The organism is Actinokineospora sp. HUAS TT18 (genome assembly GCF_051364635.1).
Classification (GTDB): Bacteria; Actinomycetota; Actinomycetes; order Mycobacteriales; family Pseudonocardiaceae; genus Actinokineospora.
The window spans coordinates 7,221,466-7,245,369 of record NZ_CP195645.1 but is presented as its reverse complement, the minus strand read 5'-3'; the positions used below and the strand labels follow the sequence as shown (position 1 = coordinate 7,245,369).

General features: G+C 70.8%; 20 protein-coding genes. 12 read left to right on the top strand and 8 right to left on the bottom strand.

Features of this window, described 5'->3' with window-relative positions:
• The first annotated feature begins 2 nt into the window (after positions 1-2).
• Together ACSHT8_RS33840 and ACSHT8_RS33835 are read left to right on the top strand one after the other, a co-directional pair.
• The gene (locus ACSHT8_RS33840; protein ID WP_436496017.1) at positions 3-800 is read left to right on the top strand and encodes a DUF692 domain-containing protein; all 798 of its coding nucleotides are present in this window, start codon (positions 3-5) and stop codon (positions 798-800) included.
• Positions 797-1,129 carry a hypothetical protein gene (locus tag ACSHT8_RS33835; RefSeq protein WP_436496015.1) on the top strand — a complete coding sequence of 111 codons (333 nt, stop codon included), beginning with the start codon at positions 797-799 and terminating at the stop codon, positions 1,127-1,129. Before ACSHT8_RS33840 ends, ACSHT8_RS33835 begins: the two co-directional genes overlap by 4 nt.
• 340 nt (positions 1,130-1,469) lie before the next feature.
• On the opposite strand, the gene ACSHT8_RS33830 is transcribed toward ACSHT8_RS33835, so the two are convergent.
• Positions 1,470-2,330: a VOC family protein gene (locus tag ACSHT8_RS33830; protein WP_436496013.1), complete on the bottom strand. Its 861-nt coding sequence runs from the start codon at positions 2,328-2,330 to the stop codon at positions 1,470-1,472.
• A gap of 113 nt (positions 2,331-2,443) precedes the next feature.
• Between ACSHT8_RS33830 and ACSHT8_RS33825 the strand changes: the two genes are divergently transcribed.
• On the top strand, positions 2,444-5,584 hold the full coding sequence (locus ACSHT8_RS33825) for a S8 family peptidase (RefSeq protein WP_436496011.1): 3,141 nt from the start codon (positions 2,444-2,446) through the stop codon (positions 5,582-5,584).
• 1 nt (position 5,585) lies between these two features.
• On the opposite strand, the gene ACSHT8_RS33820 is transcribed toward ACSHT8_RS33825, so the two are convergent.
• From ACSHT8_RS33820 to hemE, 4 genes are read right to left on the bottom strand one after another with little or no spacing between them, the layout of a single operon-like run.
• Positions 5,586-6,830 carry a CoA transferase gene (locus ACSHT8_RS33820; protein WP_436496010.1) on the bottom strand — a complete coding sequence of 415 codons (1,245 nt, stop codon included), beginning with the start codon at positions 6,828-6,830 and terminating at the stop codon, positions 5,586-5,588.
• A complete protein-coding gene (gene hemQ / locus ACSHT8_RS33815) occupies positions 6,827-7,519 on the bottom strand; it encodes a hydrogen peroxide-dependent heme synthase (RefSeq protein WP_436496008.1) in 693 nt (230 codons plus the stop codon). Before hemQ ends, ACSHT8_RS33820 begins: the two co-directional genes overlap by 4 nt.
• 13 nt (positions 7,520-7,532) lie before the next feature.
• Positions 7,533-8,936 (bottom strand): protoporphyrinogen oxidase, encoded by a 1,404-nt coding sequence (gene hemG, locus ACSHT8_RS33810; RefSeq protein ID WP_436496007.1) that lies wholly within the window; start codon positions 8,934-8,936, stop codon positions 7,533-7,535.
• 5 nt (positions 8,937-8,941) lie between these two features.
• Entirely contained in the window at positions 8,942-10,027 is a 1,086-nt protein-coding gene (hemE, locus tag ACSHT8_RS33805) for a uroporphyrinogen decarboxylase (protein WP_436496005.1), read from the bottom strand.
• 149 nt (positions 10,028-10,176) lie between these two features.
• Between hemE and ACSHT8_RS33800 the strand changes: the two genes are divergently transcribed.
• Genes ACSHT8_RS33800 through ACSHT8_RS33790 form a run of 3 tightly spaced genes read left to right on the top strand, consistent with a single transcriptional unit; the run spans position 10,177 to position 11,608 of the window.
• On the top strand, positions 10,177-10,740 hold the full coding sequence (locus ACSHT8_RS33800) for a DUF3000 domain-containing protein (protein ID WP_436496003.1): 564 nt from the start codon (positions 10,177-10,179) through the stop codon (positions 10,738-10,740).
• Entirely contained in the window at positions 10,740-11,294 is a 555-nt protein-coding gene (locus ACSHT8_RS33795; RefSeq protein ID WP_436496001.1) for a GNAT family N-acetyltransferase, read from the top strand. The genes ACSHT8_RS33800 and ACSHT8_RS33795 overlap by 1 nt, the downstream gene beginning before the upstream one ends.
• 11 nt (positions 11,295-11,305) lie before the next feature.
• Positions 11,306-11,608, top strand: coding sequence for a hypothetical protein (locus ACSHT8_RS33790; protein ID WP_436495999.1), 303 nt, complete (start codon positions 11,306-11,308; stop codon positions 11,606-11,608).
• Between the two features lie 55 nt (positions 11,609-11,663).
• Here the strand turns inward: ACSHT8_RS33790 and ACSHT8_RS33785 are convergent, their stop codons facing one another.
• Both ACSHT8_RS33785 and ACSHT8_RS33780 read right to left on the bottom strand, forming a co-directional pair.
• Positions 11,664-14,126 carry a M14 family zinc carboxypeptidase gene (locus ACSHT8_RS33785; protein WP_436502246.1) on the bottom strand — a complete coding sequence of 821 codons (2,463 nt, stop codon included), beginning with the start codon at positions 14,124-14,126 and terminating at the stop codon, positions 11,664-11,666.
• A 221-nt stretch (positions 14,127-14,347) separates the two neighbouring features.
• Positions 14,348-15,499 (bottom strand): dipeptidase, encoded by a 1,152-nt coding sequence (locus ACSHT8_RS33780; RefSeq protein WP_436495997.1) that lies wholly within the window; start codon positions 15,497-15,499, stop codon positions 14,348-14,350.
• 257 nt (positions 15,500-15,756) lie between these two features.
• Here ACSHT8_RS33780 and ACSHT8_RS33775 point away from each other — a divergent pair, with 257 nt between their 5' ends.
• From ACSHT8_RS33775 to ACSHT8_RS33765, 3 genes are all read left to right on the top strand, one after another.
• Positions 15,757-16,473, top strand: a complete 717-nt coding sequence (locus ACSHT8_RS33775) for a response regulator (protein ID WP_035282988.1) — start codon at positions 15,757-15,759, stop codon at positions 16,471-16,473.
• A gap of 98 nt (positions 16,474-16,571) precedes the next feature.
• On the top strand, positions 16,572-17,828 hold the full coding sequence (locus ACSHT8_RS33770; RefSeq protein WP_436495996.1) for an HRDC domain-containing protein: 1,257 nt from the start codon (positions 16,572-16,574) through the stop codon (positions 17,826-17,828).
• 47 nt (positions 17,829-17,875) lie between these two features.
• On the top strand, positions 17,876-19,060 hold the full coding sequence (locus ACSHT8_RS33765; RefSeq protein ID WP_436495995.1) for an MFS transporter: 1,185 nt from the start codon (positions 17,876-17,878) through the stop codon (positions 19,058-19,060).
• Between the two features lie 167 nt (positions 19,061-19,227).
• Here the strand turns inward: ACSHT8_RS33765 and ACSHT8_RS33760 are convergent, their stop codons facing one another.
• Positions 19,228-19,674 carry a nitroreductase family deazaflavin-dependent oxidoreductase gene (locus tag ACSHT8_RS33760; protein ID WP_436495994.1) on the bottom strand — a complete coding sequence of 149 codons (447 nt, stop codon included), beginning with the start codon at positions 19,672-19,674 and terminating at the stop codon, positions 19,228-19,230.
• 103 nt (positions 19,675-19,777) lie between these two features.
• Here ACSHT8_RS33760 and ACSHT8_RS33755 point away from each other — a divergent pair, with 103 nt between their 5' ends.
• The 3 genes from ACSHT8_RS33755 (at position 19,778) to ACSHT8_RS33745 (ending at position 23,878) form a co-directional block, all read left to right on the top strand.
• Positions 19,778-20,440, top strand: coding sequence for a TetR/AcrR family transcriptional regulator (locus ACSHT8_RS33755; protein ID WP_436495993.1), 663 nt, complete (start codon positions 19,778-19,780; stop codon positions 20,438-20,440).
• Between the two features lie 100 nt (positions 20,441-20,540).
• Positions 20,541-21,770 carry a thiolase family protein gene (locus ACSHT8_RS33750; protein ID WP_436495992.1) on the top strand — a complete coding sequence of 410 codons (1,230 nt, stop codon included), beginning with the start codon at positions 20,541-20,543 and terminating at the stop codon, positions 21,768-21,770.
• Positions 21,770-23,878, top strand: coding sequence for a 3-hydroxyacyl-CoA dehydrogenase NAD-binding domain-containing protein (locus tag ACSHT8_RS33745; RefSeq protein WP_436495991.1), 2,109 nt, complete (start codon positions 21,770-21,772; stop codon positions 23,876-23,878). The genes ACSHT8_RS33750 and ACSHT8_RS33745 overlap by 1 nt, the downstream gene beginning before the upstream one ends.
• Positions 23,879-23,904: the final 26 nt, after the last annotated feature.

The following is a 23,904-nucleotide window of genomic DNA, read 5'->3' as shown; positions in this document are numbered from 1 at the left end:
GCGTGGGTGAGCTCGGGATAGGCATCGGCTGGCGGTCGGAGATCGATCTGACCGTCGAGCGGATGCCGGGGGTCGACTTCGTCGAGGTGGTCGCGGAGAACATCCACCACGACCACCTTCCGGAGTCGCTGCGGGTCCTGCGGGACCGCGGAATCCCAGTCCTCCCCCACGCCGTCTCCCTGTCCCTCGGCGGCGCCGACCCGCTCGACGGCGCCCGGGTCGACCACCTGGCCGCGGTGGCGGACGCGCTCGACGCCCCACTGGCCAGCGACCATGTGTGTTTCGTGCGCGCGGGCGGGCTGGACTCGGGCCACCTGATGCCGGTCCCCCGCACACGGGACGCGCTGGATGTGTTGACGGCGAACGTCAAGACGGCTCAGTCGGCGTTGGGCGTCCCACTGGCGCTGGAGAACATCGCGGCCCTGCTGGAGTGGCCGGACGCGGAGTTCACCGAGGCGCAGTTCCTCACCGAGCTCGTCTCGCGGACCGGGTGCCTTCTGCTGATCGACGTGGCCAACATGTGGGCCAACGGGCTCAATCTGGGCCAGGACCCGGCGACCCTGCTCGACGGCCTGCCGCTGGAGCAGGTGGCCTACGTCCACGTCGCGGGCGGAATCGAGAAGGACGGCGTCTATCACGACACGCACGCCCATCCGGTGCCACCTGGCGTGTTGGACGTCCTGCGGGAGCTGGTCGCACGGGTGCGCCCACCCGGAGTCCTCCTGGAGCGCGACGACTTCTACCCGAGCGACGCCGCCCTGAAAGCCGAACTCGACGCGATCCGCGCGGTCCTGACATGACCTCTCGGGACCGCCTGGCCGCGGCCCAGGCCGACCTCCTGCGAGCCCTCATGGCCTGCGGCCCGACACCTGAGGGTTTCGACGAAACCGCCGTCCGCGTCGAGGCGGAAGCTTTGCTGGCCAAACGCAGGCGTGTGATCGCCCAGTTGATCCCGGAGACAGTGGGCGACTTGGGCGACCGCTACCGCCCCCTATTCGACGAATACGCGACCACTCACCCCCGCTTGGCGGGCACCCGCTACCGCGAGGATGCCGCACAATTCCAGCAGTGGGCCACCACCCAGGGAGCCTTGACCGCCCCCAAACGCCGCTGGTGGCACCGCCGCTGACCCACCAGACCCCGACCGGGGCAACCGGCTAACGCCGGATGGTCGGACCGCCGGGTGGCGCCGACGCGCATCGGCACCACCCGGCGACACCCCACGGGGCCGGGGCCGCTGGCAGACGACAGTGCGGGCAGCGGCACGGCACCCTCGGCGAGCCAGATATGCCGCTCAACGGCGCGGCGATCGGCAGGCGAGCGCGAGCAAACGGCACGCGGGCGCCGGCAGGCAGGCACGCTTCACGAGTCGGACGAGCGGCAGCCACGACAAGCAGGTGACACATGCCGGGCGGGCATGCAGCCGGGCAGGGCGGGCCGGGCAGAGCAAGCAGAGGCGGGGATGGCCCCTACTCCACCGGCGCCGAAGTGATCAGCTTGAACACCGCCCCCTGATCATCCGCCACAGTCGCCATCCGGCCGAACGGGGTCGACTCCGGTGCGTCAATCACCTTCCCACCCAATTCCTCCACCTTCGCAACCGAAGCATCCGCGTCAGCCACATTGAAATAAGTCCCCCACCCTCCAGCACCACCGACATCCCCCATCCCGCCAACCGGCTGACCGCCCTCACTCAGCGAGAACGTGACATACGACAGCGGTCCCCCAACCTCATCGAACGAATACCCGAACACCGCCCCATAGAACGCCTGCGCCGCGGCCAGATCCCCACTCATGTGCTCATTCCACGCAAGCGCCCCAGGCTCGTTCGCGACCTGAACACCCGAGTGGGTCCCCGATTCCCACACCGCGAACTGCGCCCCCGTCGGATCAACGGCGATGAACATCTTGCCGAAATCCATGACATCCATGGGTTCCACGACGATCTGCCCACCCGCCGCGGTCACCTTCGCCGCGTCAGCCACCACATCCGTCGACGCCAGGTACGTGGTCCACGCCGTCGGCTGGCTCGGGTCTTGGAGCGGTCCGAGTCCGGCGACGACCTTGCCGTCGATGAACGCCTGCCCGTACCCGCCGACTTCCTCGCCGCCGACCTGGATGTCCCAACCGAACAAGCCGCTGTAGAAGGTGGCCGCCTTCGGGACGTCGGTGCCCAGGTCGACCCAGCACGGGGTGCCCGCGGGCCAAGGGCTGTTACGGGTGACCATGACTCGAACCTCCAAACTCGGGGCTGCCACGCTATCCCCGAACGGCCTAGTGCGCGCGCACGATCCAGGCTCATTCGGGTGAACGTACGGCTGCAAGATCATCTTCCTTGCGCACCACCCCACCGATCATTAGCTTCGATGGAACGGGGGGTTGAATTCTGGGGAAGTCGCCTCCCTGTCCTGTCTTCTTGCGGATTAGTGGGGGCTGACGCGACATGAAACGGACAATTTCTCTTCTCACCGCCGTAGGGCTGACGCTTGCGGGCACCGCTCCAGTGGCCCAGGCCGAACCGGCGAAACCAACCGCCCGATCGGTCACGCTCATCACCGGCGACCGCGTGATCGTGCCGGACAACGGGCCGCCGTCCCTCGTTCCCGGCAAAGGCCGCGAACGAATCCCGTTCCGCACCTACAAGACCAACGGCCACCTGACCGTCATCCCCGGCGACGCGTTGACCCTGGTCACCAACGGCACGCTCGACCGGCGCCTCTTCGACGTCACCGGGCTGCTCGACGCGGGCTATGACGACCGGCGCGGGGATCTCCCGCTGATCATCGCCGGGCAGCCGCCCGCGGGGGCGAAGGCCGTGCGGGAACTCCCGGCCGCCAAGGCCCGTGCCGTCCGCGCCGACAAGACCACGCTCGCCACCACCTGGCAGGCGTTGGCCCGCGGCGGAAAGGTCTGGCTCGACGGCAAACGCAAGGCCAGTCTCGACCGCAGCACCGCCCAGATCGGCGCGCCCCAGGCCTGGCAGGCCGGGCTGACCGGCGTGGGTGTCAAGGTCGCCGTGCTCGACACCGGCGTCGACCAGACCCATCCCGACCTGGCGGGTCGCGAGGTCGGCGAGCGCAACTTCACCGAGGCCGCGGACGCCGTCGACCGGGTCGGCCACGGCACCCACGTCGCCGCCACCATCGCGGGTGGCGGCGCGAAGTACCGGGGCGTCGCCGACGGTTCGCGGCTCCTCGACGGCAAAGTGCTCGACGACAACGGTTTCGGGCTCGACTCGTGGATCATCGCCGGGATGGAGTGGGCGGTCGAGCAGGGCGCCGACATCGTCAACCTGAGCCTCGGCGGGCCGGACACCCCCGACATCGACCCGCTGGAGGCGACGGTCAACCGGTTGTCGGCCGAACACGGCACGCTGTTCGTCATCGCCGCGGGCAACTCCGGGCCGTCAGCGGGCTCGGTCGGCTCCCCCGGCAGTGCCGACGCCGCGCTGACCGTCGGCTCGGTCGAGCGGGACGACTCGGTCTCCCCCTTCTCCAGCCGCGGCCCCCGCGTCGGCGACAACGCGATCAAGCCCGACGTCACCGCGCCCGGCTCGGAGATCGTCGCGGCCAAGGCGGCCGAAGGCTTCATCGGCACCCCGGTCGAACCCGGCTACGTCGCGCTGTCCGGAACATCCATGGCCAGCCCGCACGTCGCGGGTGCCGCGGCGCTGCTGGCCCAGAAGTTTCCACAGTGGACAGGAGCGCAACTGAAGGCCGCGCTGTCCGCCTCGGCCAAGCCGACCGCGGGCGCAAACGCTTTCGAGCAAGGCGCGGGCCGAGTCGACGTGCCGAAGGCGCTCGCCCAGACCGTCGTCACCGAGCCGACGTCGGTCAGCCTCGGCCGTCAACAGTGGCCGCACAACGACGACGAGCCCGTCACCAAGGACCTGACGTACCGCAACAGCGGCGACCAGCCGGTCACGTTCGACCTGACGCTCGACGCCACCGACCCGCAGGGCAAGCCCGCGCCCGTGGGCATGTTCACCCTGTCGCAGAACCGGGTCGAGGTGTCCGCGGGCGGCACCGCCACCGTCAAGGTCACCGCCGACACCCGCCTCGGCTCCGTTGACGGCATCTACTCCGGCGCGGTCACGGCCAGGGCGGCTGACACCGCTGTCCGCACGCCGGTGGCGGTCGACCGCGAGGTCGAGAGCTACCAGCTCAAGGTCACCTACCTGGGTCCGGACGGGAACCCGACCGACGTCGCGGCGAGCCTGTTCATCGGCGTCGACAACCCCCGCTTCGAGTTCGGCGGCCCCACCGACGGCGTGTTCAGCAAGCGAATGCCCAAGGGCGAGTATGTGATCGACTCATTCTTCTTCACCGACACCGGAGGCCACCACCTTCCCTACCTCGGATTCAAGCTCACCAAGGACACCGAGGTCGTGATCGACTCGCGGGTCACCAAACCGCTGGACATCACCCCGCCCGCCAAGGCGGCGCCGCGCCTGGCGTCCGAGGACTACGTCATCAACACGTCCACCGGTCCGGCCTCCGTGGGCGCGATCACCGGCGACCCGTCGGCGCTCTACACAGGACAGCTCGGCACCGCGCCCGCCGACCTGGTCTGGGGCGTCAACACCAACTGGGAGGGTCCGGAGGACTTCTACGGCCTCGCCTGGTACCACCGAGGCGAGGTCCCGACCGGCTGGGTGCGACATGTTGAAGCCCGACAGCTCGCCACGGTTCGCACCGATATCGGTCGAGCCGCGGGTGACCACGACACCGCCTCGCGGATGGCGTTCCCGCGGCCGAAGACGGGCGCGGGCGGCGGCGGATGGGCGGCCGTCCGGCAGGTCGCGCTGCCCGGCACGGTGACCGAGCACTTCACCACCGACGGCGTGATCTGGTCCGGCATCCTGCTCATGGACAACGCGGACCCGAACCTGATCGACGGCAGCTACGCGTCGCCGTGGTGGGAACTGCGGGCTGGGCGCACCTACCGCGAGCGGATGAACGTCGGGATCTATGGACCAGCCCTGGCGAGAGGTGAGTCCGCTGTCCGGTTCGAGAACACCCTGGGAATCCGCGTCGGCCTGTTCGGCGATGGCGGCGGCAACGACGGCTCCATCGCCACCGAGACCGCGAACACGTCCCTCTACCGCGACGGCGTCAAGATCGGCGAAACCAACGGCGCGGGCTACGGCGAGTTCGCGGTCCCGGCCGAACGTGGCCCCTATCGGCTGACCACCGACGTCACCAGGCCCGCCCGCTACGACGTGAGCACCAAGGTCTCGGCGGCGTGGACGTTCGAGTCGGCGCGGGGAGACACCACGGTGCCGCTCTCGGCAATCCGCTTCCACGCAGGTCTCGACGCCACCAACAGCGCTACCGCGGGCCGCGCGTTCGCGCTGCCGGTGACGTTGCAGGTCAACGACGGGTCGACGGTCGTGCCGCGCGGCCTGTCGGTGGACGTGTCGTATGACGAGGGCGCGACCTGGCGCAAGGCCGCGGTCGTGGGGTCGGTCGCGCTGCTGTTCCACCCGGTGGGCGCGAAATCCGTGTCGCTGCGGGCGAAGGCGGCCGACGGGCGGGGCGGCACGGTTGAGCAGACGATCGTGCGGGCGTACAAGCTGAAGTAGGTCACCACCACGCCGCCGGGTCGCTGCCGGGAGTACGGGGACCATGCCCGTACCCCGGCGGCGATCCCGGTAGCGTGCCGGGGAACCGGACGTGGCGGACCAGCCCGAAGTCACTGTCCATTTCAGACAGGTAAGGCAGCTCGAAGCCCGGTGCTTCCCGCGACTCGATCCGGCCGAGGTCGTCGAGCCAGCGGGCGGTGCGGGCGAGCGAGACGCGGACATGCCAGGTGCCGCCTTCTTGCGCGCGCCTTCGCAGCGCTGTCATCACGGCCGTGGCCGCGAGCCAGCCGGTGGCGTGGTCAAGCGCTTGCGCGGGTAGCGGCACCAGCCTGTCCCCCGCGTCCTGGGCGATTCCGGTGGACAGCTGGACGAGACTGTCGAAGCCGCGTCTTGCCCGCCACGGTCCACTGTGGCCGTACGCGGAGAGGCTGACCAGGATGGTTCCGGGCGGCAGGTCGGCTGGGCCAAATCCCTTGGCGGCGAAGGTGTCCGGGCGGAACGACTGGACCATGAGGTCGGCTTCGGACAGCAGTCCTCGGAGGGTGGCCCCCTCTTCACGGAGGTCGACATGACAGGTGCGTTTGCCGAAGCCGTGATCGATGACGAGCGGGAACACCGTCGGCAGGTGCGCCGCGCCGACGTGCAGCACGTCGGCGCCGTGGGCGGCGAGGACGCGGCCGCAGGCGGGGCCGGCGATGACGTGGGTGAGGTCGAGGACGCGGACACCCGCGAGCGGTCGGTCGGCACGCGGCAGCGGCCGGGCAGGCGCGTCCCCAATCCGCTCGATCGCCATCAACGGCTCCGCGGCGACCGACTGTCCCTGCGGATGGCGTCGCCAGTCGTCGGCGGAGCGAAGGCACGCGGCGGCACCGCCTGCTGCGAGAACAGCCTCCGCCACCTCCGCTGCAGACCTCAGTGCGACCTCGTTGGCTATCTCCGTCTTGGTCGGCCCGCCGAGCACCTCGAGTACCGCTGCCTCGTGGTGGGGGTAGTTGCAGTGGAGCCGCACCCAGCCGTCAGCGGCGCGGTAGTCTCCGGACAAAGGGGACCACAGGTCGCCCATCGGGGCGCCGTTGAGGCGCAGGTAGCGCTCGCTGCGGAACGATGCCAGGGCGTGCGCGGGGTCGACCGACACCGGGCCCGGGTCGGTCCCCCGCATCCGCAACAACTCCGCCGCCGCCGTGGTGGCCTGTTCGACGCACCACGTGGCGGCTTCGGCGACCCGATAGGGGCCGGGGACGGTCAAGGCAGGTTGGCCACGAGTTCCGCGGCCGGGACGCGGGTGCCCGTGTAGAACGGGACCTCCTCGCGCACGTGGAGGCGGGCTTCGGTGCCGCGCAGGTGGCGCATCAGGTCGACGATGCGGTGCAGTTCGTCGGCCTCGAAGGCCAGCATCCACTCGTAGTCGCCGAGGGCGAACGACGCGACCGTGTTGGCGCGGACGTCCGGGTAGTCGCGGGCTTCCTTGCCGTGGTCGGCGAGCATCTTGCGGCGTTCGTCGTCCGGGAGCAGGTACCACTCATAGGACCGCACGAACGGGTACACGCAGATGTACTTGCGTGCCTCCTCCCCCGCCAGGAACGCGGGGATGTGGCTGCGGTTGAACTCGGCGGGGCGGTGCAGCGCCACCTGGCTCCACACCGGGGTCGACGCCCGGCCGACGGCGGTGCGGCGGAAGCCGGTGTAGGCGGCCTGGACCTGTTCGATCTCCTCGGCGTGCCACCAGATCATGTAGTCGGCGTCGGCGCGCAGACCGGCGACGTCGTACACGCCGCGCACCACGACGCCCTTGCCCTGGAGGGCTTCGAGGTAGTCGCTGGCCTCGGTGGCGGCGGGGCCGCGGTCCTCTGGCAGGCGGCCGGGTTCGACACGGAACACCGACCACATGGTGTAGCGGATGGTGTCGTTGAGTTCGTTGTAGTTCAGGCGGGCCATACCGTCCATCGTCTCACTTGGCGGCGAGCGTGTGCAGGTGGGCGGCGACACGTCGGGCGGCGGCCTCGCCGGTGCCGACGCACGCGGGGACGCCCACGCCGTGCAGGGAGGCGCCCGCGACCGCGAGGCCGGGTTCGGCGGCGACGGCCTCCTCGATCCGGCGGACCAGGTCGACGTGCCCGACGCCGTACTGCGGCAGGCCGCCGCCCCAGCGGGTGACCAGGGCCTCGGTGGGGGCCGCGGTAATCCCCGTCAGCTCAGCCAGGTCGTCGCGGACCAGCCGGACGACCTCGTCGTCGTCGGCCCGCAACGCACCGGGGTCGCCGAACCGGCCGACGGACCCGCGGATCACCACCGGGGACGCCGCGCCGAGGTGGGCCCACTTGGTGGCCGAGTAGGTGAACGCCTTGACCGCGAAGGGCTTGCCATCGGACCGGCGTTCGGTAGCGCCGACCAGGACGCCGGACGCGCCGGGCAGCTCGGTGCCCGGCGGCAGCGCGAGCGCGACAACGCCGACCGACGCGGTCTCGATCCGGCTGTACGCCTCGGCGGCGACGGCGACCACGCCGTCGAGCAGCTTGCGGGCCGCGGCGGCGGGCAGGGCCAGCACGACGGCGTCGGCGTCGAGCACCGGATCGGCCGGGGCGTGCGCGGCCGCGGCGGCGCCGAGGGTGAGCCGCCAGCCGGACGCGGTGCGCTCCAGCAGGCGGACCGGGGCGCCGAGGCGCACGTCGACGTCACGGGCGAGCCGGTCGACCAGGGTGCCGAGTCCACTGGGGACAGTCGAGAAGACGGGGCCGCCGCGGGGCTTGCCGACCACGGTGGCCGCGGCGGCGGTCAGCGAGGTGGCGCCGCCGTCGAGCGCGGTGGCCAACTGCGGCAGCGTCGCGCGCAGGCCGAGGCTGTCGACCCCGCCCGCGTAGACGCCGCCGAGCAGCGGGTCGATCAGCCGGTCGGGCAGCTCGTCGCCGAAGCGGGACCGGATCAGCCGCCCGAGGCCGACGTCGGCGCCCTCCAGCCGGATCGCGGGCAGACTCGCCTCGGCCTCGACTCGGCGCAGGCCGCCTGCGGAGAGCAGGTCGGCGACCGCGGCGGCGCTGGCGGGCACACCGAGGAAGGTGCCGCCCGGGATGTCGCGGGACACCCCGCCCGCGCGGACGGTCGACCGCGCGCCGGTCGGGTGCACCACGTCTACGCCGACCTCGGCGACCAGACCGGTCACCTCCGGCCGGGCGGTCAGGTATGCCTCGGCGCCGACGTCGTAGCGGACGCCCGCGAAGTCGACCGTGCGCAGCAGCCCGCCGAGGCGGTCGGTCTGCTCGATGACCGTGATGGTGGCATCAGGCCCGAGCAGGTCCCGCAGCCGGTGGGCGGCCGCCAGTCCGGAGATGCCCCCACCGACGATCGCCACCCGCACCGGAATCAGCCTCCGTGGACCATCTCGACGACACGGGTGATCATGTCAGGGTCGGTCTCCGGGAGGACACCGTGCCCGAGGTTGAACACGTGCCCCTGGGCCGCGCGGCCCTCGGCGAGGATCCGGTCGACCTCGGCGCGCACGACGTCCTGACCGGCGAACAGCACGGCCGGGTCCAGGTTGCCCTGCACGACCGGGCCCGCGGCGTACTCGCCGGGCGCGGCGGCGATCCGCTCGGCCGCCTCGTCCAGCGGGGTGCGCCAGTCGACGCCGACGACGTCGGCCCCGGCCTCGCGCATCGCGCCGAGCAGGTGGCCGGTGCCGACGCCGAAGTGGATGCGCGGCACGCCCGCGTCGGCCAGGCCGCGCAGGACCTTGGTCGAGTGCGGCAGGACGAACTCGCGGTAGTCGCGCAGCGAGAGCGCGCCCGCCCACGAGTCGAACAGCTGGACGGCGTCGACTCCGGCGGCGAGCTGGGCGCGCAGGAAGGTGAGCGCGATGTCGGCGAGCCGGTCGAGCAGGGCGTGCCAGGTCTGCGGCTCGCCGTGCATGAGGGCCTTGGTGCGCTCGTGGTTGCGGCTGGGACCGCCCTCGACCAGGTAGGACGCCAGGGTGAACGGGGCGCCCGCGAAGCCGATGAGTGCCGTCTCGCCGAGTTCCTTGGTGAGCAGCCGAACCGCGTCGGCGACTGGCGCGACCTGCTCGGCGGCCAGCGTCGGCAGCGCGGCCACGGCGTCGGCGGTGCGGATCGGTTCGGCCACGACCGGGCCGGTGCCCGCCACGATGTCGAGGTCAACCCCGGCGGCGACCAGCGGGACCACGATGTCGCTGAACAGGATCGCGGCGTCAACGCCGTGCCTGCGGACGGGCTGCATGGTGATCTCGCAGACCAGGTCCGGGTCGAAGCAGGCGGACAGCATCTTCGTGCCCGCCCGCAGCGCGCGGTACTCGGGCAGCGAGCGTCCTGCCTGGCGCATGAACCAGACGGGGACCCGCGTGGGCCGCTCGCCACGGGCGGCGGCCAGGAACGGGGACTCGGGCAGACTCCGACGGGCGGCGCGCGCCTGCAGGGCCGTGTTGGTGTCAGTCATCGCGCCGACATCGTCCCACGACGTGGTCTCCCGCCGGTCGAGCGGGAGCCGAAGCGGCCAGGCTCACACTGTCGGTGGCGTGATCGGGGCACAAATGCTCGGCGCGCCCTACCCACTCACTAGCTCGGGTGGTCCTACAGTTACCAGTCGTGACCGGACCGTCGTCTGCGCCTGAGCTGTTCAGACTGGCTGTCGAGGCGCTGAAGTCGCTGCGACCTCGACCGGAGCTGCAGCTCGCCGAGGTGCGCCCGCCGCAGCGGCTGGCCCCGTGGGCCTTCGCGCTGTCGGCCGAGGCGATCGGCCCCGCCGACGTGGCCGCCACCGGAAGACTGATCCTCCTGCACGACCCGGAGGGCCAGGAGGCGTGGGACGGCGTGCTCCGCGTGGTCGCCTACGTCCGCGCCGAGCTGGACGCCGAGTTGGCCGACGATCCGCTGCTGCCCTCCGTCGGCTGGTCGTGGCTGACCGACGCGCTGGCCGCGTCGAAGGCCGACTTCACCGCGCTGGGCGGCACGGTGACCGACACGTCGTCGGCCCGCTTCGGCGACATCGTCGGCCCGGCCCGGGTCGACGACCTGGAGCTGCGGGCGTCGTGGACGCCGCGCACGGCCGACCTGCTGCCGCACGGCGAGGCGTTCTGCGACCTGATGGCGAGCGTCGTGGGCCTGCCGCCGGTCGGGATCACCCTGTTCACCCAGCGCTCCGGCAACTGATGCTGCCGTTCACCGGCCAGGGTGTGGTGATCGACCGGCTGGTCCCGGCCGACGCCGAGGCGCTGTCGGTGTCGCACTCCGACCCGGACAACGCCCGCTTCCAGAGCTGGCCGTACCCGCTGTCTCCCGCCGACGCGCTGACCTTCATCGAGTCGACGGGCGAGCCCACGTTCGAGGTCGACACCGCCTTCCAGATCGCGATCCGAGAGCACGTCGGCGGGCCGTTGGTCGGTGACCTGTACGTCTCCCGGCAGCACGCGGACGCCGTGGAGCTGGGCGTCACGCTGGTCCCCGGGCACCATGGCCGCGGCCTGGCCACCAAAGCGGTCAACACCGTCACCGACGCGCTGCTCACCACCCTGCCGATCACCCGCGTCGAGGCGCGCTGCGATGTCGACAACGTCCGCAGCGCCGCGCTGTTCGAGCGGGCGGGGTTCCGGTTCGTGGAGCGGACGATCGCGAGTTGGACCCGGCGTGATGGAAAGGTCATCGACGAGTTCGTCTTCGTGCGTGATTCGCCGGTTCCGGGCGCTGCGGGGCAAAGACCCACCTAGGATGCGGGCCCATGCGCAAACTCTTCGCCGCCTTGGCCGTGCTGGCGTTTCTCTGCACCCTCGCCTCCGTGATCACCGTCGTCGTCTTGGGCGGGGAGAACAGCACCAAGCCCATCGAGATCGCCGCCTGGATCGCCAGCGCCCTCACCTGCGCGTTCATGACCATGGGCGCCTCGCTCGGCGCGATGGCGTACCGGCCGACCGGGCTGGAGCCGCCGAAGCCCGCGCCTGCCACCCAGTACCCGGGTCAGCACACCGGCCCGCAGCAGCAGGTGCCGCAGCACCCCGGCCAGCAGCAGTGGCCCGGCCACTGACACAAGAACGGCGGCGGACACCATCGGGTGTCCGCCGCCGTCTCAGTCTCGTGCGTTAGTTCTTGCGCTCCTTGGCCGCGCGGGCCGAACGCTCGCAGACGTCGCCGACGTCCACGGTCTGGCCGCGGTCGACGTAGATCTCCGCGAGCCCGACGAGCCTGCCACGCTTGTCACTGCAGGTCAGCGTGTAGGGCTCCTTCGGACCGTAGGTCGTCGGCAGCGGCGACAAGAAGTCGACCTTGAGGTTCGACCAGTCGTCCGGGGTCGACGGGTCGGCCTGCGAGTAGTTGACCATGACCGCGGTGTAGTCCCCCGCGGGCGGGTCGAACAGGACGGCCTTCTCCGAGTTGGTGCCGCCGCTGGCCGACGAGCTCACCAGGTTGCCCGCCGCGTCGAAGATGTAGAGGTCCCAGTCGGTGTCTGGCGTGCCCCACTGAACCGTGACCTGCATCTTGCCGTTGTCGACCGCGGGCATGCCGTCCACGTGGAACGGGATGACCTCACCGGTCAGGTCGGCCGGGAAGTTGGTGTTCTCCGCCGGAACGCCCGCCGGGTTGGCCAGCGCGATCGGTGCCTGCGGCGGGCCCTGCGGGTCGCGGCCGTAGCGGCCCGCGACGTAGGGGCGCGTCGACGGGTTGACCGCCCACGAGAAGCGGCCACCGGTGCTGGCCAGGTCGGACTTGAGCACGTCGGACACGAAGATCGGGTCCTTCACGCTGCCGTCCGGCTGGACGACCGGCGAGGTCGGCGTCTGGAACGCCTTGCGCAGCTGCAGCTGGTAGCCCTTCGGCGCCGAACCGACCAGCGTCGAGTGGGCGGACGGGTCCGCGGCGTTGGTCAGCATGTCGATGAACGCCTGGCGGTTGCCGCCCTTGCCCGCGCCCGCGGCCGGGGCGAGGCCCGCGTACTCGGCGACGACGCCCTGCTCGAACGGCGGGTGGAACTCGTTGGGGCCGACCTCGAAGGTGAAGCCCCAGCCGCCGGTCGCGAAGTACGACCAGTCCTCAGTGGACCCGGTGGTGTCGTAGAGCGCCCACGATGGCTGGCTGGTGTAGCCGTTGCGGGAGGCCATCTTGTCGCCGAGCGCCTTGTAGGCGGGCTCGTCGAGCGGCGGCCGGACGTCGGCGACACCGGGCACGCGCAGCACCAGGTTCGAGTACGTGTGCAGCGTGATCAGGTTGGTCACCTGGCGGTTGGACACGATCGAGCGGATGTTGCGGGTCTCGGGCTCGGAGAACGGGCCGGAGCCGCGGAAGGTGTCGCTGCTCCACGCCGTCGACGCGCCCGCGCCGCCCCAGAAGCCCGCGTAGTTGCGGTTGGGGTCGGTGCCGCGCAGGCGGCCAGCCGGGTTGGCCATGCACGTGCCCGTCCGGAACGCCTCCGGCGAGTCGCTGACGTTGCAGTTCTTGCGCTTCATCTCGTAGTCGAACCGGGAGAAGTCGCCCTTGGGCTCGGCCTCGCGGGAGACGTTGAAGCCGTCGGGGTTGACGATCGGCACCACGATGTTGCGGGTCTTGGTCACCAGCGAGCGCAGCTCGCCACCGGCCTTGTAGCCCTTGACCAGCTCGTGCGCCCACTCCATGGCGTGCTCACCGGCGGGCCACTCGCGCGCGTGGTGGATGCCCATGGTGAAGTTGACGGCCTTGCCGTCCTTGATGTTGTCGACATCCTTGGCGATCTCGACGCCGACGACCTCGCGGCCCTCCCAGGTGGACTCGGGCAGGGTGAAGGCCTTGGCCAGACCCGGGTTGGCCCTGGCGAGTTCCTTCATCTCGAAGTTGTAGTCGTACAGGTGGCGGTAGGACGTGCGGCCCGACGGCAGCACCGAGCCCGCCGTCGCGGCCGCGTACTGCTTGTCGGCCTTGGCGTTGGCGATCGAGCGGGCCGAGATGTCGGCCTGCACGACGGTGGACTTCATCCCGCTCTTGCGCAGGGTCTCCCGGTCGGCGTCGCCCGCGAGGACGACCTCGACACCGGTCGCGTCGGCCTTCTCGGTGACGTCGAGGCCGAGGGCGAACAGCCGGTCCTTGGCCTGCTTGTTCGGGGTCTCGACCCGGACGATCTCCGCCCGCTGGGCGGCGGTGGGTCCGCCCTGCGCGTTGATCGCCAGGAAGTCGACGCCCAGGTTCACCGCGCGCGCGGCCCCCGCGTAGCGGCAGGCCTGCACCACGAGTTCCTGGCCCTTGGTCACGAAGCTCTCGGCGAGCTCCGCGCTGCGCAGCGCCGCGGACGCGGCCACCACGTTCCCCGTCGCCTTGTCGAAGACCGCGAGGTCCCAGTCACCCGCGTCGCCGCCCCGCGGCGCGAGCCTGGCCTGGATGAGGCCGTCGACCGTCGAGGTGACCTCGCGGCGGTCGGTGCCCTTCGTGCCCCCCGGCAGCAGCTTCTCGAAACACGAGCGCGCGACGTCTTTGTCGCTGCGCAGGACGTTGTCCTCCGCCACCGCCGTGGACGCGGTGAGGCCCGCGATGACCGCCCCACTGAGTCCGACGGCGCCGACGAGCTTCCACGCCGGAATTCGTCTTGCAGATGAGCTCACGCTCGACTCCTCCCAAAGATCCGCCGACCCGCATGCCTGGAGCCGGCAGCGTGACGCTAGCCACAGGCTCCGACGATTTACCGGATTACCAGTTGCCAGTCACCGAAAAGGGGTCGTGCGGGGGAAGGCCCTGCGTCCGTCGAGCCCACGACATGATCGGTTCGGCGCAGAAGGCGAAGGAGTTTTTACCTTTTGCCAGTTTATTTACTCTCCGTTGCCACCCGTTCGGCCGAACGCAAGGCGCGCAGGACATTACGGCCCGCGACCTTCGCGAGGTCGTCCTCACTCCATCCCGCGTCGAGCAGAGCCCCGAACAGATTGGGGTAGGTGCCGACGTTCTCCAGGCCATGCGGGAACAGCGCGCAGCCGTCGTAGTCGCCGCCGATGCCGATGTGGTCGACGCCGACCATGTCGCGCGCGTGCTCGAAGTGGGCGACGACCTCGTCCAACGTGGCCTCCGGCTGATCATGGCGGCCGTCCCAGGTGGCGAAGAAACGCTCACGAGCCGCCAGGTCGGCGTGTTTCTCCCCCACCGCGGCCATGGCGTCGGCCAGCCGGTCGTCCCACTCCGCGATCGCGGGCGAGATGAACCGGGGCACGAAGGTCAGCATGACCACGCCGCCGTTGTCCGGGAGACGTTTCAGCACGTCATCGGGCACGTTGCGGGGGTGGTTGGTGACCGCGTGGCACGACGAGTGGCTGAAGATCACCGGCGCGGTGCTCACGTCGAGCGCGTCGCGCATGGTGGTCGCGGCGACGTGGGAGAGGTCGGCGAGCATGCCCAGCCGGTTCATCTCGGCGACGACCTCGCGGCCGAAGTCGGACAGTCCGCCGACATTCGGCTCGTCGGTGGCCGAATCCGCCCAGGGCACATTGTCGTTGTGGGTGAGGGTCATGTACCGCACGCCCAGGCGGTGCATGGCCCGCAGGACACCGAGCGACTCGGCGATGCAGTGCCCCCCTTCAGCGCCGAGGAGCGAGGCGACCTTGCCCTCGGCGAAGGCGGATTCGGCCTGGTCAGCGGTGTAGGCGAGGCCCAGATCGGCCGGGTACCGGTCGACCATGGCGTGCACGATCTCGATCTGTTCGAGGACGGCGGTGACGGCGGAATGGCCGCTGAGCTGGCAAGGGACGTAGACCGACCAGAACTGGCCGCCGACCCCGCCACGGCGGAGCTTGACCAGGTCGGTGTGGAAGTCGGGCTGCTCGACGGCCAAGTCGACCGCGGCCACCACGGCGCGCGGGTCGGCGCCGAACTTCTCGCGCATGGCCCACGGGAGATCGTTGTGTCCATCGACCAGAGGTGTGCGCGCGAGAAGAGCCCGCGCGCGGTCGGTGCCTGGGTTGTGCACTACCCGTGACTCCATTCCATCGTGTGACTAAGTCCATCCGTTACGTCACCGGTCGGTGAGTCACCCGATCGTGGGACATTCACGTCCCTCAGTGACAACCCGATCGGATACTTACCCGATTGATCGTCCCGCTAACCCGCTTGGGCGGCTAGGCTGCCCCTGTCGACACCACTTTCGGTCCAACGGCGGCGCGGCTGTTTGGTCGAAAGTCCCAGTGCCGGTCGGGGGGCAACGACCGACTCCAGGGAGGTAGTGACGTGGCTGCCGTCGGCTTAGGTCAGGCCGTTCGTACCACGCCAGCAGGCAGTTTGCCTGCGAACATGGTCCCGCACCCGCGGGAAGAGTTGTTCTCAGTGCTGGTGGTTGACGACCACCCACTGTTGAGGGAGGCGATAGCCGCCCGGCTCACGCAGATGGGCGCGGGCACAGTGCACGAGGCCGCCACGGTGGCCGAGGCGAGGGCTAGGGCACAGGCCACTGGGCCGTGTGACCTGGCGATCCTCGACTTGGGTCTGCCGGACGGCAGTGGGATCGAGCTCGTCACGGAGCTCCGCAGCCATGGTTGGCCGCGGATCGTCGTGCTGGCTTCGTCCGACGACCCGTACGCCGTACGGTCGGCCTTCCAGGCAGGCGCACAGGCCTACCTGCTGAAGTCCGCATCGCCGGTGGTAGTGACCGACGGGGTCCGCAGGGTGCTCGAGGGTGGCGTCTACGCCGACCCGAGTGTCGCCCCGGTCCTCGCCACGGGCACCAGGGTCCCGGGCACCGACAACACTCCGCGTGAGCTTTCGGCGCGCGAGGTCGAGGTGCTCCAGCTCGTCGCGGACGGTCAGTCCAACAAGGAGATCGGCGAGGCGCTGAACCTTTCGGCGCTCACGGTGAAGTCTCACCTCTCGCGGATCGGCCGGAAGTTGGGCACCGGCGACCGGGCGCAGATGGTGGCTCTCGCCATGCGGGCGGGCGTCATCCGATAGACAACAGCAGTCGTGTGGCCGGGCAGGGCATGGCCCAGCCACACGACTGCTGCTGATCTACCGCGATCTTGTTCACCAGTGCCGTAGGGTCAAGCGCCGTGACTACGCCCGGACCAGGACCCAGCTCGGCGGCCGTTGACCCTCCCGTCCCGGTGCTGCTCACCGAGCCAGCCGACGGCACCCCCGATGTCGTGGCCGATCCAGAGGCGCTGCGCCGAGCGGCTGACCTCATCGCCGCGGGCTCCGGCCCCATCGCCGTCGACACCGAGCGGGCCTCCGGCTACCGCTACTCCCAGCGCGCCTACCTCGTGCAGATCCGCCGTGAAGGCGCGGGCACATTCCTCGTCGACCCGGTCGCGGTCGACGACCAGGTGGATCCCCTAGTCGAGGCTCTCGTGGCCGACGAGTGGGTGCTGCACGCCGCGTCCCAGGACCTGCCGTGTCTGGCCGACCTCGGGCTGCGCCCCAAGAAGCTGTTCGACACCGAGCTGGCGGGCCGCCTCGCGGGCTTCGACCGCGTCGCGCTCGGCACGCTCGTGGAGCTGCTGCTCGGCTACCACCTGGAGAAGGGCCACGGCGCGGCCGACTGGTCCCGCCGCCCGCTCCCCCTGGACTGGCTGAACTACGCCGCGCTGGACGTCGAGCTGCTCGTGCCCCTCCGCGACGCGTTAGAGGCCGAGCTGCGGTCCCAGGGCAAGCTCGACTGGGCGCTGGAGGAGTTCGAGGCCCTGCGCACCGCGCCGCCCGCCAGCCCCCGCAAAGAGCCCTGGCGGCGCACGTCCGGCATCCACAGCGTCCGGACGGCCCGCGGGCTCGCCTCGATCAGGGCGCTGTGGGAGGCGCGGGACACGCTGGCCCGCGACCGCGACATCGCGCCCGGCCGCGTGCTGCCGGACAGCGCGATCATCCAGGCCGCGGCGGTCAGCCCGGCCGACGAGCAGGCGCTGCTGCAGCTCCCCGTGTTCAAGGGACGCGCCCAGCGGCGGCTGGCGGGGACGTGGATGCGTGCGCTGCGGGCGGCCGCCGCGCTGCCCAAGAGCGAACTGCCGGATCCGTCGCCGCCGAACGACGGCCCGCCGCCCGCGAACCGGTGGGCGGACAAGTTCCCGGAGGCCGCCGCCCGGCTGGCGGCGGCGCGGACGGCGCTGTCGGCGATCGCCGAGGGCAACCGGCTGCCGGTGGAGAACCTGCTGCAGCCGGACCTGGTGCGGCGGACCTGCTGGCAGCCGCCGGACGTCATCGACCTGGACACGGTCACCGCGGCGCTGCGCGCGGGTTCGGCCAGGGAGTGGCAGATCGGGCTGACCGGAGAGGCACTGGTCACCGCGCTGCGGACCAAGCCCGCCGTGAGCTGATCAAATCGGTTGCGTGTCGCCCGTCGCCTGATCGAGGGTGACCCGACATGAGTCGCCGAGTACTGCTGCTGCTCGCCGTGGCCTGTGGTGTCGCCGTGGGGAACGTCTACTTCCCGCAGGCGGTGAGCCCACTGGTCGCGGCGGGCCTTGGCGTGCCGCCCGACTCGGCCGCGCTGGTGGTGACCGCGACCCAGCTCGGGTACTCGCTGGGGATCTTCCTGCTCGTTCCCCTTGGTGACCGGCTCCCCCATCGGCCGCTGATCGTCAGCCTGGTCGCGGTGACGGCGGTGAGCCTGCTGGCGGCGGGCGCCGCTCCCGGGCTGCCGCCGCTGGTCGGGGCGAGCGTGCTGATCGGGGTCACGACGGTCATCGCGCCGGTGATCGGGCCGATGGCGGCGGGTCTCGTGGCGGCGGACCGGCGTGGGGAGGTGTCGGGGACGCTGCTCGCCGGGTCGATCGGCGGGATGCTGCTGGCGCGCACGTTCGCCGGGAACGTCGGCGAGTGGCTCGGGTGGCGCGCTCCGTACTTGGTGGCTGGTGCCCTCACGGCTGTCTTGGCGGTGGTGCTGGCGTATGTCGTCCCGAAGTCGGCGCCCGCGACCCGGCAGCGGTATCCGTCGCTGATCATCGAGCCGCTCCGACTCCTGCGCGCCGAGCCGGAACTGCGCCGCTCGTGCTTCTACCAGGCCACGATCTTCGGCGGCTTCTCCGCGGTGTGGACGACGGTCGCCCTGCTGCTGACCGGCCCCACGTACGGCATGGGCGCGGAGGCGGTCGGCTGGCTGGCCCTGGTCGGCGCGGCGACGATGGTGTGCACCCCGATCGCGGGCCGCCAAGTCGACCGGCGTGGGTCGGACCCGATCAATCTGGTGTGCATGATCGGGGTGATCGCTTCGGCGGCGGTGCTGATCCCCGGCGTCCTCGGCGGATGGGTCGGGCTGGCCGCGCTTGTCGTCGGCACTCTGCTGCTGGACGTGGCGATGCAGAGCGGCATGGTCGCGAACCTGGTCCGCGTCTACGCGCTCCGCCCCGACGCCCGCAGCAGGCTCAACACCGCGTACATGACCTGCGCCTACCTCGGCGGAACTCTTGGCTCGTGGGCGGGAACGCGGGCATATACGACACTCGGCTGGCTCGGAGTGTGCGGACTGGTCGGCCTACTGGGCGCGGTGGCGCTGGCGGTGCACACCGGCCTGCCTCGGCCTGAGCCGAGCGTGTCGGCGGACGCATAATGGCGGTGGAGGCAATCGCCATGTGGTTGATGAGGCTTCTTGGCATGGTGCGGCGTTGGTGGCACTCCAACGACGAGATCTTCCTCAGCGACGCGTACCAGCGGCAGCGCGCGCAGGCCACGCTCGACTACTACGCGCACGTCGGCGACCCGTCCAACGCGTAGCGGTCACGCCAGGACGATCCGGAACGCCGGGTGGTCCGGGGCGACGCGGCGGAGGTCGGCGTCGGCCGAGGACGCGTCGACGCCGTCGAAGAAGACGCCGACCTCGAACTTCCAGCGCTTCAGGTAGGCGCGCAGCAACTCCGGCTTCTCGTCGTCGGACAGCTCGACTGCGGTGAACGTGCGCACCTTGCGGCCCAGGCGCAGTTCGCCCTCCCCCGCCGCGCGCAGGTTGCGGACCCACTGGGTGTGGCCGCGCGGGGCGACCAGGTAGTTCTCGCCGTCGTGGACCAGCAGGTTGACCGGGGTCGAGCGCATCTCGCCGGACTTGCGGCCGCGCACCGACAGCACGCGGGAGCCCCAGACGTTGATGCCGCGGCGGACGAGGAAGGCGACGAGGCGGTTGAAGACGCCCGTGGTGAACCGGCCGGGGCGGAGGTAGCGAGTCGACATCGGGGAGTCCCTTCAAGAAACGAGAGCACCGCTCTCTCTTGTTGCCAAGTAAATACGAGAGCGGAGCTCTCGTCAAGAGCGCTGCTCTCGTATGCTGGCGACCATGACGAAGACCCCTGGCGCCCGCGACCGCAACCGGGCCGCGCTGACGCTCGCGATCAAGGAGGACGCCCGCGCGCAGCTCGCCACCGCGGGCGCGCAGGCCCTCTCCCTGCGCGCGGTCGCGCGCAACCTCGGCATGGCCTCGTCGGCGGTGTACCGCTACTACCCCAGCCGCGACGAGTTGCTCACAGCGCTGATCATCGACGCCTACAACTCGCTCGGGGACGCCGTCGAGCGGGCCGACCCAGGCGGCGAGCCCCGCGCGCGCTGGCTGGCCGCGTGGCACGCCGTGCGCGCGTGGGCGCTGGCCAACCGGCATGAGTACGCCCTGATCTACGGCTCCCCAGTGCCGGGCTATAGCGCCCCGCAGGACACAGTCGTCCCCGCCACCCGCGTGCCGCTGCTCATGATCGCCATCGCGCACGCGGCCGGGCTCGCCGACGCCGAGATCGACCCCGTCCTGCGCGACCAACTCAGCAACGTGACCGCGACGATCTCGATCGACTTGCCGCCGGGGGCGCTGGCACGGGTAATGGTCGCGTGGACACAGCTGTTCGGCATGGTCGGCTTCGAGCTGTTCGGTCAGCTCGTCGGTTCGGCGGACCCGGCGGACGCTTTGTTCGACTTCGCCGCCCGGTCGGCGGCAGACTTCGTCGGACTGTGACCCACTCCATAAGCGCGCCGCTATGTTACCCACTGGTAACCCGGTCTAGAGTAGAGCTTGTTACCAGTCGGTAGCCCATATTCGACTAAGGAGCACCCACGTGGCCGCACCCGCTGCATCCGCAGCCGAGCGCGCCGTTCGGAACGTGGTCTTCGTCGACGGTGTACGCACGCCGTTCGGCAAGGCAGGCCCGAAGGGCATCTACGCGGAGACCCGCGCCGACGATCTCGTCGTGAAGGTCATCCGTGAACTGCTGCGCAGGCACCCCGAGCTGCCCCCGGAGCGGGTGGACGAGGTCGCCATCGCCGCGACGACGCAGATCGGCGACCAGGGCCTGACCATCGGCCGGACCGCCGCGCTGCTCGCCGGCCTGCCCAAGTCCGTCCCCGGCTACGCCATCGACCGCATGTGCGCGGGCGCCATGACCGCCGTCACCACCAGCGCCAGCGGCATCGCCTTCGGCGCCTACGACGTGGTGATCGCCGGTGGCGTCGAGCACATGGGCCGCCACCCGATGGGCGAGGGCGTCGACCCGAACCCGCGCATCGTGGCCGACAAGATCGTCGACCCGACCGCGCTGGTCATGGGCCAGACCGCGGAGAACGTGCACGACCGCTACCCGGCGATCACCAAGCAGCGCTGCGACGAGTTCGCCGCGCGCAGCCAGGAGAAGTACGCCGACGCGGTGAAGGCGGGCAAGATCGGCCCCGAGTTCGTGCCGGTGGCGACCCGTTCGGCCGAGCTGGGCTGGGGCCTGGCCACCGAGGACGAGCCGCCGCGCCCGGGCACCACCGTCGAGCAGCTCGCGGGCCTCAAGACCCCGTTCCGCCCGCACGGCCGGGTCACCGCGGGCAACGCCGCGGGCCTGAACGACGGCGCGACCGGCTGCATCCTCGCCGAGGAGGAGACCGCCAAGGAGCTGGGCCTGCCGATCGGCATGCGCCTGGTGGGCTTCTCGTTCGTCGGCGTCGAGCCCGAGGTCATGGGCGTCGGCCCGGTTCCCGCGACGGAGAAGGCGCTCAAGCGCGCCGGTCTGTCCATTGAGGACATCGGGCTGTTCGAGCTGAACGAGGCGTTCGCCGTGCAGGTGCTCGCCTTCCTCGACCACTTCGGCATCGACCAGGACGACCCGCGCGTCAACAAGTGGGGCGGCGCCATCGCGTGCGGCCACCCGCTGGCGTCCTCGGGCGTTCGGCTGATGACGCAGCTGGCCCGCCAGTTCGAGGAGCACCCCGAGGTCCGCTACGGCCTCAACTCGATGTGCATCGGCATCGGCATGGGCGGCACCGTGATCTGGGAGAACCCGCACTGGAACGGTGGTGGCAACTGATGCTGACTATGGAGCAGGCCAAGGCCGCCTTCCCTGACGAGGTCGTCACCTTGGCCGTCACGAAGCTGATCAAGGTGCCCGGCCTCGACAAGCCGGTCGCGTTCATCACCATCGACAACGGCCACGACCACACCCGGCCGTCCACGTTCGGCCCGCAGTCGCTGGTGTCGCTCAACGCGGCGTTCGACGAGGCCGTGGCGGCCCAGCCCGCCGCGATCGCCGTCACCGGCAAGCCGTTCATCTTCGCGGTGGGCGCCGACCTGTCCGGTGTGGAGCAGATCGCCGAGCGCGAGCGCGCGCTGGAGATCGCCCAGGCCGGGCACGACGTGTTCCGCCGGTTCACCGAGTCCGAGATCCCGACCTTCGCCTTCATCAACGGCGCGGTCATGGGTGGCGGCCTCGAACTGGGCCTGTCGTGCCACTACCGCACCCTGTCCTCCGGCGCGGCGGCCATCGCCCTGCCCGAGGTCTTCCTCGGCCTGTTCCCGGGCTGGGGCGGCACGCAGCTGCTGCCGAACCTGATCGGCCCGGACGCGGCCGTGACGGTGATCTTCGAGAACGCGCTGGCGCAGAACCGGATGCTCAAGCCGAAGCAGGCGCTGGAGCTGGGCATCACCGACGCGCTGTTCGACTCGGCCGACTTCCTGGAGCAGTCGCTGCTGTGGCTGGCCTCGGTGGTCAACGGCCAGGTCACCCCCGCGCGCCGCGAGATCGACCGCGGCGCCGAGTGGGACGCGGCCGTCGCCCGCGCGAAGGCGATCGTCCACGGCAAGACCAAGGGCGCCTCCCCGGGCGCACAGAAGGCCCTTGAGCTGCTGGAACTGGCCCGCGAGAACAACCTCGACAAGGGCTACGCGGCCGAGACCGAGGCGCTGGCCGACGTGCTGATGACCGACCCGCTGCGGGCCGGGCTGTACTCGTTCAACCTGGTCCAGAAGCGCGCGCGCAAGCCCGCGGGCGCCCCGGACAAGTCGCTGGCGCGTCCGGTGACGAAGGTCGGCATCGTCGGCGCGGGCCTGATGGCCAGCCAGATGGCGCTGCTGTTCGCCCGCCAGCTGAAGGTGCCGGTCGTGCTGACCGACATCGACCAGGAGCGCGTCGACAAGGGCGTCGGCTACGTCCACTCCGAGATCGACAAGCTGCAGGGCAAGGGCCGGGTCTCCCCGGACGGCGCCAACCGCCTCAAGGCGCTGGTGTCCGGTTCGCTGGACAAGGCCGCGTTCGCCGACGCGGACTTCGTCATCGAGGCCGTGTTCGAGGAACTGGGCGTCAAGCAGACCGTGTTCGCGCAGGTCGAGGAGCACGTCAGCGCGGAGTGCGTGCTGGCGACGAACACCTCGTCGCTGTCGATCACCGAGATGGCGTCGAAGCTGAAGCACCCCGAGCGGGTCGTCGGCTTCCACTTCTTCAACCCGGTCGCGGTCATGCCGCTGCTGGAGATCGTCCGCGCGGACAAGACCGACGACGCCACCCTGGCCACCGCGTTCGCGGTGGGCAAGGCGCTGAAGAAGTCGTCCGTGCTGGTCAAGGACGCCCCGGCGTTCGTGGTCAACCGGCTGCTCACCCGGTTCATGGGCGAGGTCGTCAAGTCGATCGACGAGGGCACGCCCTTCGAGGTCGCCGACAACGCCCTGGAGCCGCTGGGCCTGCCGATGAGCCCGCTGGTGCTGCTGCAGCTCGTCGGCCCGCCGGTCGCGCTGCACGTGGCCGAGACGATGAACCGCGCGTTCCCGGACCGCTTCGGCGTGTCGGACAACATGAAGGCGTTCGTCAAGGCGGGCAAGTCGGCGGTGTGGACGTGGGACTCGACGGGCAAGCCGAGCGTCGACCCCGAGGTCCAGGAGCTGTGGCAGTTCGGCGACGCTCCGCTGACGGCCGAGCAGGTCCGCGCGCGTGCCCTGGAGGGCCTCGCGGAGGAGATCCGGATCATGCTCGACGAGGGCGTGGTCGCCGAGGCGCAGGACATCGACCTGTGCATGATCCTGGGCGCGGGCTGGCCGTTCTGGCTGGGCGGCGTCACGCCGTACCTGGACCGTGAGGGCGTGTCGGAGAAGGTGAACGGCAAGCCGTTCCTGGCTCCGGGCGTGGCCTCGGTGCCGGTGGCGTAAGAAAGTGTTTCGCGGCGCCCCCGGTG

Bases quoted from the DNA above. Each gene is read 5' to 3' on its own strand.
- ACSHT8_RS33790 (WP_436495999.1), top strand. From the start codon at position 11,306: ATGCGCAAACTCTTCGCCGCCTTGGCCGTGCTGGCGTTTCTCTGCACC.
- hemQ (WP_436496008.1), bottom strand. From the start codon at position 7,519: ATGGCCCGCCTGAACTACAACGAACTCAACGACACCATCCGCTACACC.
- ACSHT8_RS33760 (WP_436495994.1), bottom strand. From the start codon at position 19,674: ATGTCGACTCGCTACCTCCGCCCCGGCCGGTTCACCACGGGCGTCTTC.
- ACSHT8_RS33830 (WP_436496013.1), bottom strand. From the start codon at position 2,330: ATGATCTTGCAGCCGTACGTTCACCCGAATGAGCCTGGATCGTGCGCG.
- hemE (WP_436496005.1), bottom strand. From the start codon at position 10,027: ATGACTGACACCAACACGGCCCTGCAGGCGCGCGCCGCCCGTCGGAGT.
- ACSHT8_RS33765 (WP_436495995.1), top strand. From the start codon at position 17,876: ATGAGTCGCCGAGTACTGCTGCTGCTCGCCGTGGCCTGTGGTGTCGCC.
- ACSHT8_RS33835 (WP_436496015.1), top strand. From the start codon at position 797: ATGACCTCTCGGGACCGCCTGGCCGCGGCCCAGGCCGACCTCCTGCGA.
- ACSHT8_RS33825 (WP_436496011.1), top strand. From the start codon at position 2,444: ATGAAACGGACAATTTCTCTTCTCACCGCCGTAGGGCTGACGCTTGCG.
- ACSHT8_RS33755 (WP_436495993.1), top strand. From the start codon at position 19,778: ATGACGAAGACCCCTGGCGCCCGCGACCGCAACCGGGCCGCGCTGACG.
- ACSHT8_RS33795 (WP_436496001.1), top strand. From the start codon at position 10,740: ATGCTGCCGTTCACCGGCCAGGGTGTGGTGATCGACCGGCTGGTCCCG.
- ACSHT8_RS33745 (WP_436495991.1), top strand. From the start codon at position 21,770: ATGCTGACTATGGAGCAGGCCAAGGCCGCCTTCCCTGACGAGGTCGTC.